The 16,755-nt window shown below is 67.2% G+C and carries 17 protein-coding genes; 3 read left to right on the forward strand and 14 right to left on the reverse strand.

All coding sequences use genetic code 11. The features are described from left to right. Window positions 1-13 precede the first annotated feature (13 nt). Entirely contained in the window at window positions 14-1,150 is a 1,137-nt protein-coding gene (locus ASE35_RS14645; RefSeq protein WP_057161095.1) for a membrane dipeptidase, read from the reverse strand. A 130-nt stretch (window positions 1,151-1,280) separates the two neighbouring features. Continuing rightward, the gene (locus ASE35_RS14650; protein ID WP_200957035.1) at window positions 1,281-1,727 is read right to left on the reverse strand and encodes a RidA family protein; all 447 of its coding nucleotides are present in this window, start codon (window positions 1,725-1,727) and stop codon (window positions 1,281-1,283) included. A 115-nt stretch (window positions 1,728-1,842) separates the two neighbouring features. Here ASE35_RS14650 and ASE35_RS14655 point away from each other — a divergent pair, with 115 nt between their 5' ends. Next, window positions 1,843-2,733: a PD40 domain-containing protein gene (locus tag ASE35_RS14655; protein ID WP_057164301.1), complete on the forward strand. Its 891-nt coding sequence runs from the start codon at window positions 1,843-1,845 to the stop codon at window positions 2,731-2,733. 22 nt (window positions 2,734-2,755) lie between these two features. Here the strand turns inward: ASE35_RS14655 and cyoE are convergent, their stop codons facing one another. The 4 genes from cyoE to ASE35_RS14675 form a co-directional block, all read right to left on the reverse strand. Beyond that, window positions 2,756-3,682: a heme o synthase gene (gene cyoE / locus ASE35_RS14660; RefSeq protein WP_056181146.1), complete on the reverse strand. Its 927-nt coding sequence runs from the start codon at window positions 3,680-3,682 to the stop codon at window positions 2,756-2,758. A gap of 2 nt (window positions 3,683-3,684) precedes the next feature. After that, on the reverse strand, window positions 3,685-4,833 hold the full coding sequence (locus tag ASE35_RS14665) for a COX15/CtaA family protein (protein WP_057164302.1): 1,149 nt from the start codon (window positions 4,831-4,833) through the stop codon (window positions 3,685-3,687). Between the two features lie 64 nt (window positions 4,834-4,897). Continuing rightward, complete coding sequence (locus ASE35_RS14670) at window positions 4,898-5,467, reverse strand: hypothetical protein (RefSeq protein WP_057164303.1); 570 nt, start codon at window positions 5,465-5,467, stop codon at window positions 4,898-4,900. Next, window positions 5,464-6,183 (reverse strand): SURF1 family protein, encoded by a 720-nt coding sequence (locus ASE35_RS14675; protein WP_057164304.1) that lies wholly within the window; start codon window positions 6,181-6,183, stop codon window positions 5,464-5,466. The genes ASE35_RS14670 and ASE35_RS14675 overlap by 4 nt, the downstream gene beginning before the upstream one ends. A gap of 66 nt (window positions 6,184-6,249) precedes the next feature. Between ASE35_RS14675 and ASE35_RS14680 the strand changes: the two genes are divergently transcribed. Next, complete coding sequence (locus tag ASE35_RS14680) at window positions 6,250-6,474, forward strand: twin transmembrane helix small protein (protein WP_057161100.1); 225 nt, start codon at window positions 6,250-6,252, stop codon at window positions 6,472-6,474. A 127-nt stretch (window positions 6,475-6,601) separates the two neighbouring features. Here ASE35_RS14680 and ASE35_RS14685 read toward each other — a convergent pair whose 3' ends face one another. The 5 genes from ASE35_RS14685 to coxB all read right to left on the reverse strand — a co-directional run bounded on the left by ASE35_RS14685 (window position 6,602) and on the right by coxB (window position 11,012). After that, window positions 6,602-7,480 carry a cytochrome c oxidase subunit 3 gene (locus ASE35_RS14685; RefSeq protein ID WP_056181161.1) on the reverse strand — a complete coding sequence of 293 codons (879 nt, stop codon included), beginning with the start codon at window positions 7,478-7,480 and terminating at the stop codon, window positions 6,602-6,604. Window positions 7,481-7,536: 56 nt separating this feature from the next. Further along, window positions 7,537-8,142 (reverse strand): cytochrome c oxidase assembly protein, encoded by a 606-nt coding sequence (locus ASE35_RS14690; RefSeq protein ID WP_057164305.1) that lies wholly within the window; start codon window positions 8,140-8,142, stop codon window positions 7,537-7,539. Continuing rightward, entirely contained in the window at window positions 8,139-8,285 is a 147-nt protein-coding gene (locus ASE35_RS21770; RefSeq protein WP_200944024.1) for a hypothetical protein, read from the reverse strand. The genes ASE35_RS14690 and ASE35_RS21770 overlap by 4 nt, the downstream gene beginning before the upstream one ends. Window positions 8,286-8,435: 150 nt before the next feature. Beyond that, complete coding sequence (gene ctaD, locus ASE35_RS14695) at window positions 8,436-10,055, reverse strand: cytochrome c oxidase subunit I (protein WP_056181166.1); 1,620 nt, start codon at window positions 10,053-10,055, stop codon at window positions 8,436-8,438. A gap of 27 nt (window positions 10,056-10,082) precedes the next feature. Continuing rightward, window positions 10,083-11,012 (reverse strand): cytochrome c oxidase subunit II, encoded by a 930-nt coding sequence (gene coxB / locus ASE35_RS14700; protein WP_056181169.1) that lies wholly within the window; start codon window positions 11,010-11,012, stop codon window positions 10,083-10,085. A 455-nt stretch (window positions 11,013-11,467) separates the two neighbouring features. Between coxB and putA the strand changes: the two genes are divergently transcribed. Next, a complete protein-coding gene (putA, locus tag ASE35_RS14705; protein ID WP_056181172.1) occupies window positions 11,468-14,677 on the forward strand; it encodes a bifunctional proline dehydrogenase/L-glutamate gamma-semialdehyde dehydrogenase PutA in 3,210 nt (1,069 codons plus the stop codon). A 168-nt stretch (window positions 14,678-14,845) separates the two neighbouring features. Here the strand turns inward: putA and ASE35_RS14710 are convergent, their stop codons facing one another. The 3 genes from ASE35_RS14710 to ASE35_RS22085 all read right to left on the reverse strand — a co-directional run bounded on the left by ASE35_RS14710 (window position 14,846) and on the right by ASE35_RS22085 (window position 16,646). Continuing rightward, complete coding sequence (locus tag ASE35_RS14710) at window positions 14,846-15,259, reverse strand: hypothetical protein (RefSeq protein WP_057164306.1); 414 nt, start codon at window positions 15,257-15,259, stop codon at window positions 14,846-14,848. Between the two features lie 432 nt (window positions 15,260-15,691). Then, the gene (locus ASE35_RS14715; protein WP_057164307.1) at window positions 15,692-16,177 is read right to left on the reverse strand and encodes a hypothetical protein; all 486 of its coding nucleotides are present in this window, start codon (window positions 16,175-16,177) and stop codon (window positions 15,692-15,694) included. A gap of 163 nt (window positions 16,178-16,340) precedes the next feature. Continuing rightward, window positions 16,341-16,646, reverse strand: coding sequence for a hypothetical protein (locus tag ASE35_RS22085; protein ID WP_057164308.1), 306 nt, complete (start codon window positions 16,644-16,646; stop codon window positions 16,341-16,343). Window positions 16,647-16,755 lie beyond the last annotated feature (109 nt).

Raw genomic sequence — 16,755 nt, forward strand, 5'->3', positions numbered from 1 at the left:
TCGCCGCGATCGATCAGCCCCAGACTTCGGTCATCACCCGCGCGAAGTTTCCGCCCAGGATCTTGGCGATGCGCGCATCGGAATGCCCGCGCGCCGACAGCATGCCAGCCAGGGTCTCGAAGCGGTCGGCGGTGTTGAGGTCGGGCGCGAATAGGAACAGGTTGGGATCGCGTCCCTTTTCGAAGATGCCGTCGCCGATCATGCCCTTGATCATCTCGGTGTTGTCTTTCACGTACTCGGGCGTGATGTCGACCGCGGTCAGGTTGAGATCGGTGCCGATGCCGACATGGTCCTCGCCGCAGACCTTCAGCGCGTGCTCGATATGGCGGATGATGTCGGCCGAGGTCTGCTGGCCCTGCGCGCGCAGGTAGGGCCAGAACATGATGCCGGCGACGCCGCCGCGGTCGGCCAGCAGCTTGAGCTCGGCGTCGTAGACCATGCGCGGCACGTCGGACAGGGCCCGGCAACCGGTGTGTCCGATCAACACCGGCGCCTTCGAGGCCAGGATGCCTTCGCGGATGGTACGTGGCGCGCCATGGGCCAGATCGACCACGATCTTTTCGGCGTTGAGCCGCTCGACCACCTGATGGCCGAAATTGCTCAGCCCGGCGTTGCCCGGCTCCATGCAGCCGTCGCCGACCAGATTGCGACGGTTGTGGGTGAGTTGCAGCACGCGCAGGCCCTGTTCGCGGAACTGGGCGATACGGTCGACGTCCTCGCCCAGCGGCTCGGTGCCCTGGAAGGTGAAGATGATGCCGACCCGGCGCTCGCGCTGGGCGCGCTTGAGATCGGCGGCATCGCGCACCAGCATCATCACGTCGGGATGGCGTGCGATCACCGCCTTCCAGTCCTCGACGCGCTGTTTGGTTTCGGCGTAAGCCTGGTCGGTGTACCAGAAGCGGCCCTGCGGCGCGACGCTGGCCATGATGCCGCTCAGGCCGCACTCGCGCAGCGCCTGCACGGCATTGGGCACCGCCGGGTCGTCGGGTTTGATGTAGAACAGCTCGCTGCCGCCTAGCGCGTCGATCGCGAGGGTGTCGCGATACGGCTTCCAGCGCGGCGGCGCGGCCGCGGCGGCGAATACGGGATTGCTGGCGGCGGCCAATGCGGCCAGTCCCGCGGCGCCGATGAACGTGCGTCGATCGATCATGCCTGCCCTCCGTGGTGCGTCGCGCAGACTCTAGCCCAGTCCACGGCTCCGCGATTGACCGATTCAACGCATCGTCCGCTCGGGAGACGGAACCGCGCCGGGGCGGCGCCTGCCCGGGCGCGACCGCCGATCACGCCGCCGCGATCGCCGCGATCTCCAGCAGCCAGGCGCCGTCGTAGATCTCAACCACGACCACGGTCAAGGCAGGCGGATGCGCTAGACGGCCCAGCACCTGCTGACGGACCTCGCGCGCGAGCTCGCGATCCTCGCGCCTGGCCAGATAGACCGTGACCTTGACCAGGTGTTCGTAGGCCATGCCCGCGGCCTCGAGCTGGGCGCCGACGTTGCGCCAGGCCAGCGCGCATTGATCGCGGAATCCCGCCGGCACCTCGCCCTCGGCGTCGGCCGGCACCTGCCCGCTCACGAACAGCAGCCGCCTCGGCTCGCGTATCTCCGCGGCCTGGGCGTAGGTGCCGTCGGCGACGGCGTAGCTGCGCCGCTCCATTTTGCCGTCTGCGGCCGGCGGCGTCGTCAGCGGCAGCGCCAGACCGATCGCGCAGAAGCCTCTCCTGTCCATCGCCCGCCCTCGTTTCGGATAGGTCGCGATCATAACCGTTAAAACTTGTTTTACCGGTAGAGGCGCGCTAGCCTGGGATTACCGGGGCGCAGCCGAACCGCCCGAGCATGCCGCGATGCGACGAGCGTTCCCGCGCCTGGGCTGGTGCCTGCTTCCTCTGCTCCCGCTGTCCTGCCACGCCGGCGAGCCACACCCGCAGGCGCGGCCGTGGACGCCCGCCGCGATCGCGAGCGACCAGTACGAATCCTCGCCCACGTTCACCCCCGACGGCCGCGAGCTCTACTTCATGCGCAGCGACCGCGCCTTCGGCCGCTACCGCCTGCTGATGTCGCGCTGCGAGCCCGGTGGCTGGAGCGCGCCGCTGCCGCCGCCCTTCGCCGGCCCGCCGGACGCGCAGGAGGCCGACCCCTTTGTCAGCCACGACGGCCAGCGCCTGTACTACGTGTCCTCGCGCCAGGGTGCGAACGCCGACGACTTGGATATCTGGATGGTGCGGCGCGATGCCAGCGGCGCGTGGTCGGCGCCGCAGCGCCTGCCGGCGCCGGTGAACTCGCCCGAATCGGAACTGCTGCCACGCGAGACCGCGAGCGGCCGGTTGTACTTCGGGTCCTCGCGCCCCGGCGGGCCGGGCCTGACCGACATCTACGAGGGCCGGCTGCGCAACGACGGCGGCTGGGACGTGAGCCTGGTCGGCCCGCCGATCAGCACCGCCGAACAGGAGTACGAAGTCGAGGTATCGCGCGACGAGGACCAGTTGATCCTGGTCGGGCAGCGCGGCGACGGGCGCTCGCATCTGTACCGGTTCGAGCGCGCAGGCAAAGCCTGGGTCGCGCGCGGACGCGTGCCCGCGCGCGAGGACGTGTTCCAGGTCGGGCCCTTGTTCTCGCCCAAGGGCGATCGGGTGCTGTTCGGCCAGGTCGCCAACGAGCGCGATTCCGGAGAACTGTTCCTGGTCGACCTGCAGCCGACCGTGGACACGAATTGGCCGCCGCGCTGCGGCGGCTGAGGCCGATCTATACGCGCCGGCTTTAAGCCACCGGCTGCAATTCGAACAACGGCCCCGGCTGCATCAGCGGCAGCAGCCAATGGTCGACCAGCAAGAACGCGAACAGCGCCATCAGGTAGACGATGGAGTAGTTGAACACCTTCATCGCGTACAGCTCGTCCGGCGGGTCCATCAGCTTCCAGGCGTAGCCCAGGAACACCGCACCCAGCACCAGCGCGCCGCCGAGATAGAACAGACCGCTCATGCCGGTCGCCCAGGGCAGCACGGTCACCGCCACCAGCAGCACGGTGTAGAACAGGATCTGCCAGCGCGTGTACTGCACGCCGTGGGTGACCGGCAGCATCGGCACCATCGCGCGCGCGTAGTCCTCGCGACGGAAGATCGCCAGCGCCCAGAAGTGCGGCGGCGTCCACACGAAGATGATCAGCACCAGCAGCAGTGCGTGCGGGTCGAGGGTGCCGGTGATCGAGGCCCAGCCCAGCGCCGGCGGCGCCGCGCCGGCGATGCCGCCGATCACGATGTTCTGCGGGGTCGCGCGCTTGAGGAAGACGGTGTAGATCACCGCGTAACCGATCAGCGAAGCGAAGGTGAGCACCGCCGTCAGCGTGTTCACCCACAGGATCAGGATCGCCATCGACAGCGCGGCCAGGATCAGCGCGAACACCAGCGCCTGGCTCGGGGTGATCTGGCCGGCGACGATGGGACGCCACGAGGTGCGCGCCATCTTGGCGTCGATGCGCGAGTCCAGCAATTGGTTGATCGCCGCCGCGCTGGACGCGGCCAACCAGATGCCGAGGAAGCCGAGCAGCCCGCGCAAGGTCTCCGCGCCGGTGGGCACGCCGTCGACCGCGAGCAGCATCCCGACCAGGGCGGTGAAGACGATCAGCGCGACCACGCGCGGCTTGGTCAACGACCAGTACTGGCGCAGGCTGGCGTGGGCGGCGGCCATGCTCAGTGCTCCGGCGCGCGCAGGCGCGCCAACAGGGACACCAGCACGAACAGCAACAGCACCGCGCCGGCGTTGTGCAGCACCGCGACCGTCAGCGGCAGGCCGAGCTTGACGTTGGCGATGCCCAGACCGACCTGGGCCAGGGTCAGCAGCGCGAGCAGCGTGCCCCAGCCGAGCATGCCCGGCGTGCGCAGCAGCTTCACCGCCAGGCCCAGCAGGTACACGAACACCAGCATCGCCATCGCGCGGTGGGCGAGTTGGATCGCGATGCGCGCCTCGCCGTCGAGGATGCCGCCTTCGTAGTCCACGCCGATGCCGCGCCACAGCACGAAGGCCTCGCGCACGTCGTGCTTGGGCCACCACTGGCCGACGCAGGTCGGGAAATCGTTGCCGCAGGCGAGCGCGGCGTAGTTGGCGCTGGTCCAGCCGCCCAGCGCGATCTGCACGCCGAGCAGGGCGATGCCCAGGATCACCAGCTTGCGCACCGTGACCGCCTCGGCCAGACGGATCGGCAGATCGGTCGCGCGCCAGGCCATCCACAGCAGCAGCGAGAAAGTCAGCAAGCCGCCGAGCAGATGGCCCATGACCACGATGGGCTTGAGCAGCCAGGTCACGGTCCACATGCCCAGCAGGGCCTGGAACACGATCACCGCCAGGGTCAGCGCGGCCACGCGCGACAAGTCGCTGTTGTTCCAGCGCAGCGCGGCGATCAGCAGGATCGCTTCGCCCAATGCGGCCAGCACCGACGCGGCGACGTGCTGGCCCTTCATGTACAGCGGAATCGAGACCGCAACCAGCACAGCGGCCACGATCACCTGAGCCACGCCGTAACGACGCCGGCGCGCGGCCAGCAGCGCCAGGGTCAGGGTCAGCACGCCGAGCAGGCCGGCGATCATGCGGTGGAACTGTTCGCGCCAGGCCTTGTGCACCTCGACCGGACGGATCGCGGTGGCGACATGATCGCTGGCCTCGTGCGCGGCCGTCGGCCACGCGGCGCGCCCGTAGCAGGTCGGCCAATCGGGGCAGCTCAGACCGGCGTTGGACAGGCGCACGAACGCGCCGAACACGATCACGCACAGCGCGAGCGCGACCGCCAGCCAGGCGATGCGGTGGAAGTTGCGGTACCAGGTCGGTTTGAACGTCACGTTCATGCGGAACTCTTGCGGTTGACTCGGTGGCGACAGGGCGCGGGCGCTGTAGCGACCCGCGGCCGGGTCACATCAGTTTCAGCAGCCTGGACAGGTCTTCGCGCAGGTCGGCCGGATCGAAGCCGGGAGCGTAGCGCAGAATCACGAAGCCGTTCGGGTCGATCACATAGACCGGCACGCCCTTGGGATCGTCCAGGCGCGGCAGGCCGGTGCGCAGTTGCGGCGAGGGTTGCACGATGCGCAGCGCGGCCGGATGCGGAGCGCCCGCGGGCGGCTGGCCGATCCACAGTATGTGGACCTGATCCGCATCCTTGCCGAACAGCTGCCAGACGGTGTCGAGGTCGCGCGCGAGCTTGACGCAAGCGGCGGTGCACTCGGCCGGCGGCGCCAGCGCGATGCGCCACAGGCGCTCGCCCGGACGCCACTCGTAGGGCTTGCCGTCGGCCAGGCGCGGCACGACCTGGCGCAGGTCGCCCGGCGGCTGCAGCAGCTCGCCGTGGTTCTTCATGCCGTGCGGGCGCCAACCGGAGAAACGCAGGGCGCCGGCGACCAGCATGCTGCCGAAGAACAGCGCGAAGATCGCCAGCAGCATCACGCGATTGCGATTGCGCTTGGCGTCGGTGGGAGGAACGTTCATCGACGGGATTTCCGGAAAGTGAGTATCAAGGCGGTGGCCAGCACCGCCGCGGCCAGCGCGAACCACTGCACCGCATAGCCACGATGCTGTTCCGGCGGCAGGGTGTTGGCGAGCAATTCCAGGTCGCGCTCGTAGCCCAGCTTCAAGGCCGGATCCAGGCGCAGCACGCGCGGCGCCAGCGGCACCGACAGGCCGATGCCGGCGCCGATCGCCTCGGTATCGACGCGGGTCAGCAGCCAGCCCTCGCCTTGGCGGCCCAGCGCCGGCCCCAGCGCGATGCCGGTCGAGGGCGGCGGCGCGAGCAGGCCGCGCAGCTCCAGACCGCCCTCGGGGCGCGGGATGCTGGGGAAACGGCGCTGGCCGTCCAGCGCCAGCCAACCCAGGTCGACCAGCAGCGGCGCGCCCTGCTCGGGCACGAACACGCGGTAGACGCGCACGCCGGCGCGGCCGTTGCGCTGCTGGTTGTCCAGCAGCAGGGCGCCGCGCGCGTCGAACGCGCCGCGGCCGGCGGCCCAGTCGTAGTCGCGGCGCCGCGCCGGATCGGCAGCCAGCGCCAACGAACCCGGCCGGCGTTCGCCCAGCACGCGCGCCGAGGCGTCGAGCATGGCCTGCTTCTCGACCGCGCGCCGCGACTGCCACAGGCCCAGGTTGACGAACGCTGCGATGGTCAGCAGCGCCAGCGTCCAGCCCACGATCAGGTTGCGCCGACGGCTCACGACATCCTCCGGCCGGACTGCGATAATCCGGCTCTCGCGGTATCGCGCGCGCCGCCGGAGGCCGCCATGAACGACTCGCTCAAGACCCTGCTGATCATTGCGTTCCTGGTCGTCATTCTCTGGAACCTGGGCGCCGGCCTCTATTACATGCTCGTGGACAAGGGGCAGAGCAAGCGCACGGTGAACGCGCTGACCCGCCGCATCGCGCTGTCCGTCGCGCTGATCCTGATCATCATCCTGTCGATCAAGATGGGCTGGATCCAGCCGCACGGTATCGGCCGAAATCCGTGATTCGAGATTTGGGATTCGGGATTCGCTAAAAGCAAAAGCGACGGCAGGCCCGTCGCTTTTTGCTTTGGCCTAGGAATTCGAGCTTCGCCCTTGCGAATCCCGAATCCCTACTCCCGAATCCCGGCTGTTAAAGCACGTAGACGAACAGGAACAGGCCCAGCCAGACCACGTCGACGAAGTGCCAGTACCAGGCCACCGCCTCGAACGCGAAGTGGTTGTCCTTGTCGAAATGGCCCTTCAGGCAGCGGAACCAGATGATCGCCAGCATCAGGGTGCCCAGCGTCACGTGCGCGCCGTGGAAGCCGGTGAGCATGAAGAAGGTCGAACCGTAGATGCCCGAACCCAGGGTCAGGTTCAGCTCCTTGTAGGCGTGGATGTATTCCTCGGCCTGGTAGAACAGGAACAGGCAGCCCAGGGCCACGGTCAGGCCCAGGAACACCAGCAGCTGCTTGCGGTGACCGGCCTTCAGCGCGTGGTGCGCGATGGTCACGGTGATGCCCGAGGTCAGCAGGATCATGGTGTTGAGCAGCGGCAGGCCCCACGCCGGGATGGTCTCGAACACGCCACCGACGGCGCCCGGGCCGTTGGTCGGCCAACCGGCGGCGTAACCGCTCCACAGCAGGCTGTTGGTCATCACGCCGTCGCCGACGCCGCTGAGCCACGGCAACGCGAACTGGCGGGCGTAGAACAGCGCGCCGAAGAAGGCCGCGAAGAACATCACTTCGGAGAAGATGAACCACATCATCCCCATGCGGAACGAGATATCGACCTGGCGGTTGTAGTGGCCACGCACCGATTCGCGGATCACGTCGCCGAACCAGCCGAACAGCACGCCGCACATCAGGGCCAGGCCGACGAAGAAGGTGGGCTTGCCCCAGCTGACTTCGTTGAGCCAGCTGGCGATGCCGATCATCGTGGTGAACAGGGCGATCGAACCGAGGAACGGCCAGCGGCTGCTGTGCGGCACGAAGTAGGTGTTGGCGTCTGGCGTGTGTGCTTGGGCCATGGCGGCGTTCCGTTAGGTTCGGTACTGATGAAGGGGCGTGCGCGGCGAAACCGGGATCACGGCGCCGACAGCGGCGACGCCGGCGTCTTGGCCGTCGAGCCCTGATGTCGCGCAGTGAGCACATCGTTCTTGAAGAAGGTATACGACAGCGTGATCGTGTTGACGTCGGCCGGCAGATTGGGGTCGACGATGAAACGCACCGGCATGTCGCGCTTCTCGCCCGCCGCCAGGGTCTGCGCGGTGAAGCAGAAGCATTCGGTCTTGCTGAAATAGCCCGAGGCGCGCGCGGGCGCGACCGAGGGCACGGCGCTGCCGACGATGGTGCGGTCGCTGTCGTTATGCGCGTAGTAGGTGGTTTCGTACTGTTCGCCCGGGCGCACCTGCATGGTGACCTGGTTGGGATGGAACGACCACGGCAGCTTGGAATTGACGCCGCCGTCGAACTGCACGGTGACGGTGCGCGCACCCTTGGCCTGGTCCTGGGCCTGGCCCACGTCTTCGGCGGCGGTGCGCTCCAGGCGGATGCCGAACACCTTCTCGCAGGCGATGCGGTACAGCGGCACCAGGGTGAAGGTGAAGGCGAACGCGGCCAGCGCCACCAGCACCAGCTTCACCAGCCCGGCGGTGTTCTTCTTGCCGCGGTCGTCGCTGCCGGCGCTCATTTCGAGACCACACCGCTCGACATCACGCCGCTAAGGATGAACAACACGTACACCGTCACCGCGATCGCCGCCGCCCACAACGCGGTGCGCCGCGCGCTCTTGCGGCGCGCTGCGATATCCGAGTTGTCAGGCGTCTTGTTCATACGTTTCCTATGCTCCGGAAAGCCAGCCCTTGGAGCCCCCTTTAGTAAAGGGGGCGGCCTGCTCCGCGCAGCGGAGTAGGCGGGGATGTGGCGTGCAATCCGTATCAATCCGAAGCAATGTTCTCCGAGCTTCTTACTGCGGCGTAAGCCTCAATGAGTGATGTCGCCATGCGCCAGGTCGCCATCGCGAATCACCGGCGGCGTGCTGAAGCTGTGGTGCGGCGGCGGGCTCGACAGGGTCCACTCCAGGCCCTTGGCGCCTTCCCACGAACGCGCTTCGGCCTTGGCGCCGTACTTCTTCGAGTGCCACAGGATGCCCAGCATCATGAACGGGGTCAGGAACATGCCGAAGGCGCCGATCGAGCTGATCAGGTTCCAGTCCGCGAACACCACGTTGTAGTCCGGGATGCGGCGCGGCATGCCGGCCAGGCCCAGGAAGTGCTGCGGGAAGAACAGCAGGTTGACGAACACGATCGTCCACCAGAAATGGAACTTGGCGGCGGTCTCGTTGTACATGCGGCCGGTCCACTTCGGCCACCAGTAGTAGACCGCGGCGATGATCGAGAACAGCGCGCCGGTCACCAGCACGTAGTGGAAGTGCGCGACCACGAAGTAGGTGTCGTGGTACTGGAAGTCGGCCGGCACGATCGCGAGCATCAGGCCCGAGAAGCCGCCGATGGTGAACAGGATCACGAACGCGATCGCCCACAGCATCGGCGATTCGAAGCTGATCGAACCGCGCCACATGGTGGTGACCCAGTTGAACACCTTCACGCCGGTCGGCACCGCGATCAGCATGGTCGCGAACATGAAGTAGATCTCGCCACCCAGCGGCATGCCGACGGTGAACATGTGGTGGGCCCACACGATGAACGAGAGGAAGGCGATCGAGGCGGTCGCGTACACCATCGCCTGGTAGCCGAACAGCGGCTTGCGGCTGAAGGTCGGGATGATCTCCGAGACCACGCCGAACGCCGGCAGGATCATGATGTAGACCTCGGGGTGACCGAAGAACCAGAAGATGTGCTGGAACATCACCGGGTCGCCGCCGCCGGCCGCGTTGAAGAACGAGGTGGCGAAGAACTTGTCGGTCAGCAGCATGGTCACGGCGCCGGCGAGCACCGGCATCACCGCGATCAGCAGGAAGGCGGTGATCAGCCAGGTCCAGCAGAAGATCGGCATCTTCAGCAGGTCGATGCCCGGCGCGCGCATGTTGAGCACGGTCGCGATCACGTTGATCGCGCCCATGATCGAGCTGATGCCCATCATGTGGATGGCGAAGATCGTGAAGGCGACGTTGTTGCCGCCCTGCAGCGACAGCGGCGGGTACAGGGTCCAGCCGCCGGCCGGTGCGCCGCCCGGCAGGAACAGCGTCATCAGCAGCAGGCTGAAGGCGAACGGCAGGATCCAGAACGACCAGTTGTTCATGCGCGGCAGCGCCATGTCCGGCGCGCCGATCTGCAGCGGGATCATCCAGTTGGCCAGGCCGACGAAGGCCGGCATCACGCCGCCGAAGATCATCACCAGCGCGTGCATGGTGGTCATCTGGTTGAAGAACTCGGGCCTGACCAACTGCAGGCCCGGGGTCGCCAGTTCGGCGCGGATGATCACCGACATGCCCGCGCCGATGATGAACATCACGAAGCTGAAGATCAGGTACAGCGTGCCGATGTCTTTGTGGTTGGTCGAGAAGAACCAACGCTCGATGAAGCCCTGCTGGTGGGCGTGATGATCATCGTGATGATCGGCGACGGGGTGCGTGGCTGCCATGGCCTACCTCTAGGAATGCTTTGACGATCAACCGGCGACCGCGGGAGCGGTCGTGGCGTCGGAGTTCGGGGTGCCGGCCGTCGCGGGCGCCGGAGCGGCTTCGGCCGGCGCAGCCGGGGCGGCGGGCGCCGCGGCCGGAGCGTTCTTGGCCTTCTGCTCGGCGAGCCACTGCTGGTACTCGGCCTTGGGCACGGCGCGCACGACGATCGGCATGAAGCCGTGGTCCTTGCCGCACAGTTCGGCGCACTGGCCGCGGTACACGCCCGGCTCTTTGATCTCGGTCCAGGCTTCGTTGACGATGCCCGGGATCGCGTCCTGCTTCCAGCCCAGCGCCGGCACCCACCACGCGTGGATGACGTCGTCGGCGGTAATCACGAAGCGGATCTTGGTATCGGTCGGCAGCACCAGGACGTTGTCGACGTCGAGCAGGTAATGCTCGTGGTCGGCCTGGGTGACGGTCTTCTTGCTCTGGCGCAGCGCGTCGCTCTTGCGGTCCAGGCGGCTGGTGAACGAGACGTTCTCGCCCAGGTAGTCGTACTTCCACATCCACTGGTAGCCGGTGACCTTGATGGTCATCTTCGACTCGCGGGTGTCGTACATCTTGATGAGCTTGCTGGTCGCCGGGAACGCCATCGCCACCAGCAGCACCACCGGGACCACGGTCCAGATGATTTCCAGCTTGGTGCTGTGGGTGAAGTCCTTATCCGGCACCGCGCCCTTGGAGTGGCGGAACTTGAACATCGCCACGGCCATCGCGCCGAACACCAGGATGCCGATCGCCACGCAGATCCACAGCGCCATCATGTGCGCTTCGTAGGCGTTGACCGACTGCGCGGTGACGCCACGGCCCATGTTCAACTGCCACGGCTTGGGATCGGCCGCCTGAGCAAATGCAAGGACCGGCACCGCCATCGCGGCGACACCCACTGCCCACTGCTTGAAACGACCGGCTTTCATCAGTTCGAGCCCCGAAAATCGTAGAAGGTTGCGTTGTCTGCTCCGCGGGCTGCCCCTCCCGGCACCGGCCCGGCCAGATGCTGGCGCGGGGGACCGTCCGGAAGAAGGTGGCTGGCGAGCCCCGTCCAGGGCCCATCACGCCGGTGACGGCGCTACGGATAATCCGCGAAATGGTAGCCTCCGACCCGCTCTGCGGCAACCCGCGAGGCGTTCACGCACGCGCTGCGGGCCTTGCGCGAACGGCCCGGAGCGACCGTCGCCGGGGGCTGTGCGGGCCCTGCCGACCGCCGCTCCGGCCGACGCCGACAGCGCGGCGACCGGCTCCATTCGGCCCGATTCGGGGCCGCCCGGCGCTCCGATGCGCGGGCCGCAACGCCGGACGCCGGGTTACGACAGTCCGGATTGGACCGAAAGCTCTAAACTAAGCGGCTCCCCTCCGCTGCGCTGCGGTCCGAATGACCATCGACTCCTCCTCCGACGCCGCCGACGGCCCGCCGCCGCGCGCGCTGATCAGCCCCGAACTCCCCCCGGTCCCGGCCGGCCCGCGCGCGGCGATCACCGCCGCCTGGGTCCGCGACGAGGCCCAACACGTGGGACGCCTGCTCGAACAGGCCCGCCTGCCCGAGAGCGACCGCCAGGCCGCGCAGGCCACCGCCGCCGACCTGGTCGCGCGGGTCCGCACCCGCGCCCAGGACCAGGGCGCGATCGAAGCCTTCATGCGCCAGTACGACCTGGGCAGCGAGGAGGGCGTGCTGTTGATGTGCGTGGCCGAGGCGCTGCTGCGCATCCCGGACCAGGACACCGCCGACAAGCTGATCCGCGACAAGCTCGGCGAGGCCGACTGGAAGCGCCACCTGGGCCAGTCCGACTCGGTCCTGGTCAACGCCTCGACCTGGGGCCTGATGCTGACCGGCCACCTTGTCGATCTGGCCGACCACACCAAGCGCGACGTCCATAACGCCTTCAAGCGCCTGATCGGCCGCGTCGGCGAGCCGGTGATCCGCCTGGCCGTGCGCCAGGCCATGCGCATCATGGGCCACCAGTTCGTGATGGGCCGCACCATCGACGAGGCGCTGTCGCGCTCCAAGAAGGGCGACAACGCCAGTTACCGCTATTCCTTCGACATGCTGGGCGAAGGCGCGCTGACCACCAAGGACGCGCTGCGCTACCTGGAGGCCTACCGCCAGGCGATCCACGCGATCGGCAAGAGCGGGCCCGGCGGCCACTACCTGCAGCACGACGTGTTCGCCGCGCCCAGCATCTCGGTCAAGCTGTCGGCGCTGCACCCGCGCTACGAGCACGCCAAGCGCGAGCGCGTGTTCGCCGAACTCACCCCGCGCGTGCTGGAACTGGCGCAGCTGGCCAAGCGCTACGGCATCGGCTTCACCATCGACGCCGAGGAAGCCGACCGCCTGGAAATGTCGCTGGACGTGATCGCCGCGGCCTACGCCGACAAGTCGCTGGACGGCTGGCAGGGCTACGGCCTGGCCGTGCAGGCCTACCAGAAGCGCGCGCCTGAGGTGATCGACTTCCTGGCCGACCTGGCCCGCCGCACCGGCCGCCGCATCCCGGTGCGCCTGGTCAAGGGCGCCTACTGGGACAGCGAGGTCAAGCGCGCCCAGGTCGACGGCCAGCTCGGCTATCCGGTGTTCACGCGCAAGCCCAACACCGACGTGTCCTACCTGGCCAACGCGCGCCGCATGCTCGAAGCCAGCGACGCGATCTATCCGATGTTCGCCACCCACAACGCCCAGACCATCGCCACCGTGCACCGCATGGCCGCCGGGCGCGCGTTCGAGTTCCAGAAGCTGCACGGCATGGGCGACGACCTCTACGCCGAAGTCGTGCCCGCCGACCGCCTGGACGTGCCCTGCCGCGTGTACGCGCCGGTCGGTTCGCATGAGGACCTGCTGCCCTACCTGGTGCGGCGCCTGCTCGAGAACGGCGCCAACTCCAGCTTCGTCAACCGCATCACCGACGAAGACATCGCGATCGACGAACTGATCCGCGACCCGGTCGAAACCGTGTCCGCGTTCGCCAGCATCCCCCACCCGCGCATTCCGCTGCCGGTCGACCTGTACCGCAGCTACGGTTTCGAGAGGACCAATTCCATGGGCGTCAACCTCGCCAACGATCAGCAACTGCAGTCCCTGGCCGAGCAGGTCAACGCCGCCGTGGGCGACTGGCGCGCCGCGCCGCTGGTGCCGGGCGCCAACGCCGCCGGCCCCGACATCGCCGTGACCAACCCGGCCGACCGCCGCGAGACCGTGGGCCAGTGGCGCGCCGCCGATGCCGCCACCGTCGAGCTGGCGCTGAAGAACGCGGTCGCCGCGCAAGAAGCCTGGGATACGACGCCGGCCGCCAGCCGCGCCGCGATCCTCGAACACGCCGCCGACCTGCTCGAACAGCGCATGCCCGCTTACATCGCGCTGTGCACCAAGGAAGCCGGCAAGACCATCCCCGACGGCGTCGCCGAAGTGCGCGAGGCGGTCGACTTCCTGCGCTACTACGGCCAGCAGGCGCGCAAGCTGTTCGCGCCCGAGGCGCTGCCGGGCCCCACCGGCGAGTCCAACACCCTGCACTTGTCCGGCCGCGGCGTGTTCGTCTGCATCAGCCCCTGGAACTTCCCGCTGGCGATCTTCGCCGGCCAGATCGCGGCCGCGCTGGCCGCCGGCAACAGCGTGATCGCCAAGCCGGCCGAGCAGACCAACCTGATCGGCTACTACGCGGTGAAGCTGCTGCACGAAGCCGGCGTGCCGGAAGCGGTGCTGCAGTTCCTGCCCGGCGACGGCGCCACCGTCGGCGCCGCGCTCACCCGCGACCCGCGCGTGGCCGGCGTGGCCTTCACCGGCTCCACCGACACCGCGCGCGCGATCAACCGTGCCCTGGCCGCGCGCGACGCCGCGATCGGCGTGCTGATCGCCGAGACCGGCGGCCAGAACGCGCTGATCGCCGACTCCTCATCGCTACCGGAACAGCTGGTCAAGGACGCGATCGGTTCGGCCTTCACCTCGGCCGGCCAGCGCTGCTCCGCCGCGCGCGTGCTGTTCGTGCAGGAAGACATCGCCGACAAGGTGACCTCGATGCTGGCCGGCGCGATGGCCGAGCTGAAGGTCGGCGACCCCGGCCTGCTCTCCACCGACGTTGGCCCGGTGATCGACGAAGACGCGCTGAAGATGCTCAACGACCATGCCGCGCGCATGGACCAGGAAGCGACCAAGATCGCCGAAGTCGCGCTCGACGCCGACAGCGCCCACGGCAGCTACTTCGCCCCGCGCGCGTACGCGCTGAAGTCGCTGGACCAGCTGCACAAGGAAGTCTTCGGCCCGGTCCTGCACGTGATCCGCTGGAAGGGCGACCAGCTCGACGCGGTGATCGACGCGATCAACGCCACCGGCTACGGCCTGACCCTGGGCATCCACTCGCGCATCGACGAGACCATCGAGCGCATCGCCGCGCGGGTCAAGGTCGGCAACTGCTACGTCAACCGCAACCAGATCGGCGCGGTGGTCGGCGTGCAGCCCTTCGGCGGCCAGAACCTGTCCGGCACCGGCCCTAAGGCCGGCGGCCCGCACTACCTGCCGCGCTTCACCACCGAGAAGACGATCACCGTCAACACCACGGCGGCCGGCGGCAACGCGTCGTTGCTGACGCTGGGCGACTGATCGCGTACGGCATCCCGCAGAACCAACAGCCCCGCGAATGCGGGGCTGTTGGTTTTGGGGTTAAGCGAACGCGGGTCGTACCGCTCCGTGACTCGCAGCCCCTATTGAGCGCGCTCGCACCTCGTTGTCACTCGGAGTATGCATCCGCGGGATACCCAGTCCGATTGCTTACGCCCCCTTCTTGCGCGCCCTGCGGATCTTGAACACCGCCATCACGATCTTTGGCAGAGCGACGCCAATGGCCAATAAAAACGACCCCAGAAAGAAGCCAACCGCTACAGCATCAATGGAGGCAGTCTGGCTTTGAACGGTGAGATAAGCCAGCCGAGCAACCGACGCCCCAAGAAAGAAGAAAGCCAGAAGAACAATGGTTGCCGTGAGCCAGCCGTAACGAACGCCTGGCGCTACCCTCCTGATGAATTCCTCAAGCGTCGCGAAGGCCATTGCGGTCGCCAATGCGTAGCCGCAAAGAACCCAGAGCCTTTCGGCCGGGAGGCGGATGTCGACGTGCTCGGCTCCAAGGAAGCTCGCCGAGAACCACGTGCCCAGCAAGAACGCCAACACGCAGGCTACAAGTTTCATGGCCCTCCTCCCACAAACCGCCAGCCGAGATCCAAGTCGCCGCAAATCATCGCATCTACAGACTTACTCGCGTCGAAGGAGAGAGACAACCCGCCTTCGGAATAGTGAGCAACTTGGGGGCCGCCGGTAACGGAGGAACGCGAAAATAGAGCCCCTCGGCACCCCTGCGCCGCATCGGCGCCCCACTCCAGCCGCCCCAAATGATCGTTATGGACAAAATAGAGCTGACCGCCCCGGCGCACACCAATGGGTTCGCCACCTAGTCAGATTTGGTTGCTCCATGCCCCTCCAGCGTATCCCGCGAATGCGGGGCTGCTCTTGTAGGGGCTAACAAGCCGCTATCGGGCTTTGCACGCCATCGTTCGATCTCCCGTCAAAACAACCGGGCCTACTTCGCCGGAGACCTCTGTACGGCAACGCAGCTGGGCAGGATTACCTGGTAATCCAGTACCAAACGGTTTCCGTCTCGCGGTCGACCGCTATTCCTGCCGGATAGATGGAGCCCGCATGGCTCATTTTCGGGCACGAGTAGAGGCCGAGCGGCATAGGCGACGGCCCCTGCGAGTCCTTCGCCAAGTACTCCGGCCACCATGGCGTGCTCCGCTGTGTCCTTCTGCGATCCGGAAGATCCAGCGCGGGTCGCGCCGCGCAATTCGCGAGCAGCCCCGCGATATCTCCACTGCCATATCGGAATCGCAACCACAGCTCCCCGGTGTCGACATTGTGCACCTCAACGATGCTCCGGGCAGACCGCGGCATTTCCTTTGGAAGCCAGCCCGACTCGAAGGCTCGCTTCGTCGCTGCCTCGGAGTATGTGGCGTAGGTCTCCGAAAGCACTTCTTCGTAACCGAAGACCCTTGAGCACCCACCCGCCATACCTAGACCCGCAAGAACGACCAGAACAATGGAGGTCTTCATGGAAACTCATTCCTGAGGGCATCGAGTTCCTGCAACGGCGCCACGCAGTCGTCCCGAGACATCTTCAGCCATTCGCCCTTCGGGACTACGGCCGGTACACCAGGAGCCTGGGCGGCCTCAACGCCTGCCGGCACCCGCAGCCCTGAACTGCGAAGCAGCGTGCTCACACCCAGAAAAAGAATACGGCGGCGAGGGCGACGACGCCAAGCGCGAGCGATATCCCCATCGCCAGATAGCCTTCAAGCCACATCCTCAGCTGGTCGATGGATGCGTCTTTTCGCAACACTTTGATTGCCGAAAGCGCACACCCGAGGATTCCGCCACAGCCGAAGAACACCAAGCCACAGGCTCCTCCTACACCGGCCCCCACGAGAATGGCTTCCTGCGAACTGCCACGCTCGGTCGCCACATAGGCCCCCACTACCGCGCCAATAAGCAAAGCACCCAGGGCAGATCCAACGCCACGCATAGATTAATCCCCGCGATAGAGTGAGTGAGGCCGCTCGCTTGCTTTGTACTCCGCGCGGAAAGCCTTCGGTAGTGCGCGTCATACCGACCGATGCATCAATGGCATGTTC

Origin of the sequence: Lysobacter sp. Root916 (assembly GCF_001429785.1) — a bacterium.
Classification (GTDB): domain Bacteria; phylum Pseudomonadota; class Gammaproteobacteria; order Xanthomonadales; family Xanthomonadaceae; genus Lysobacter.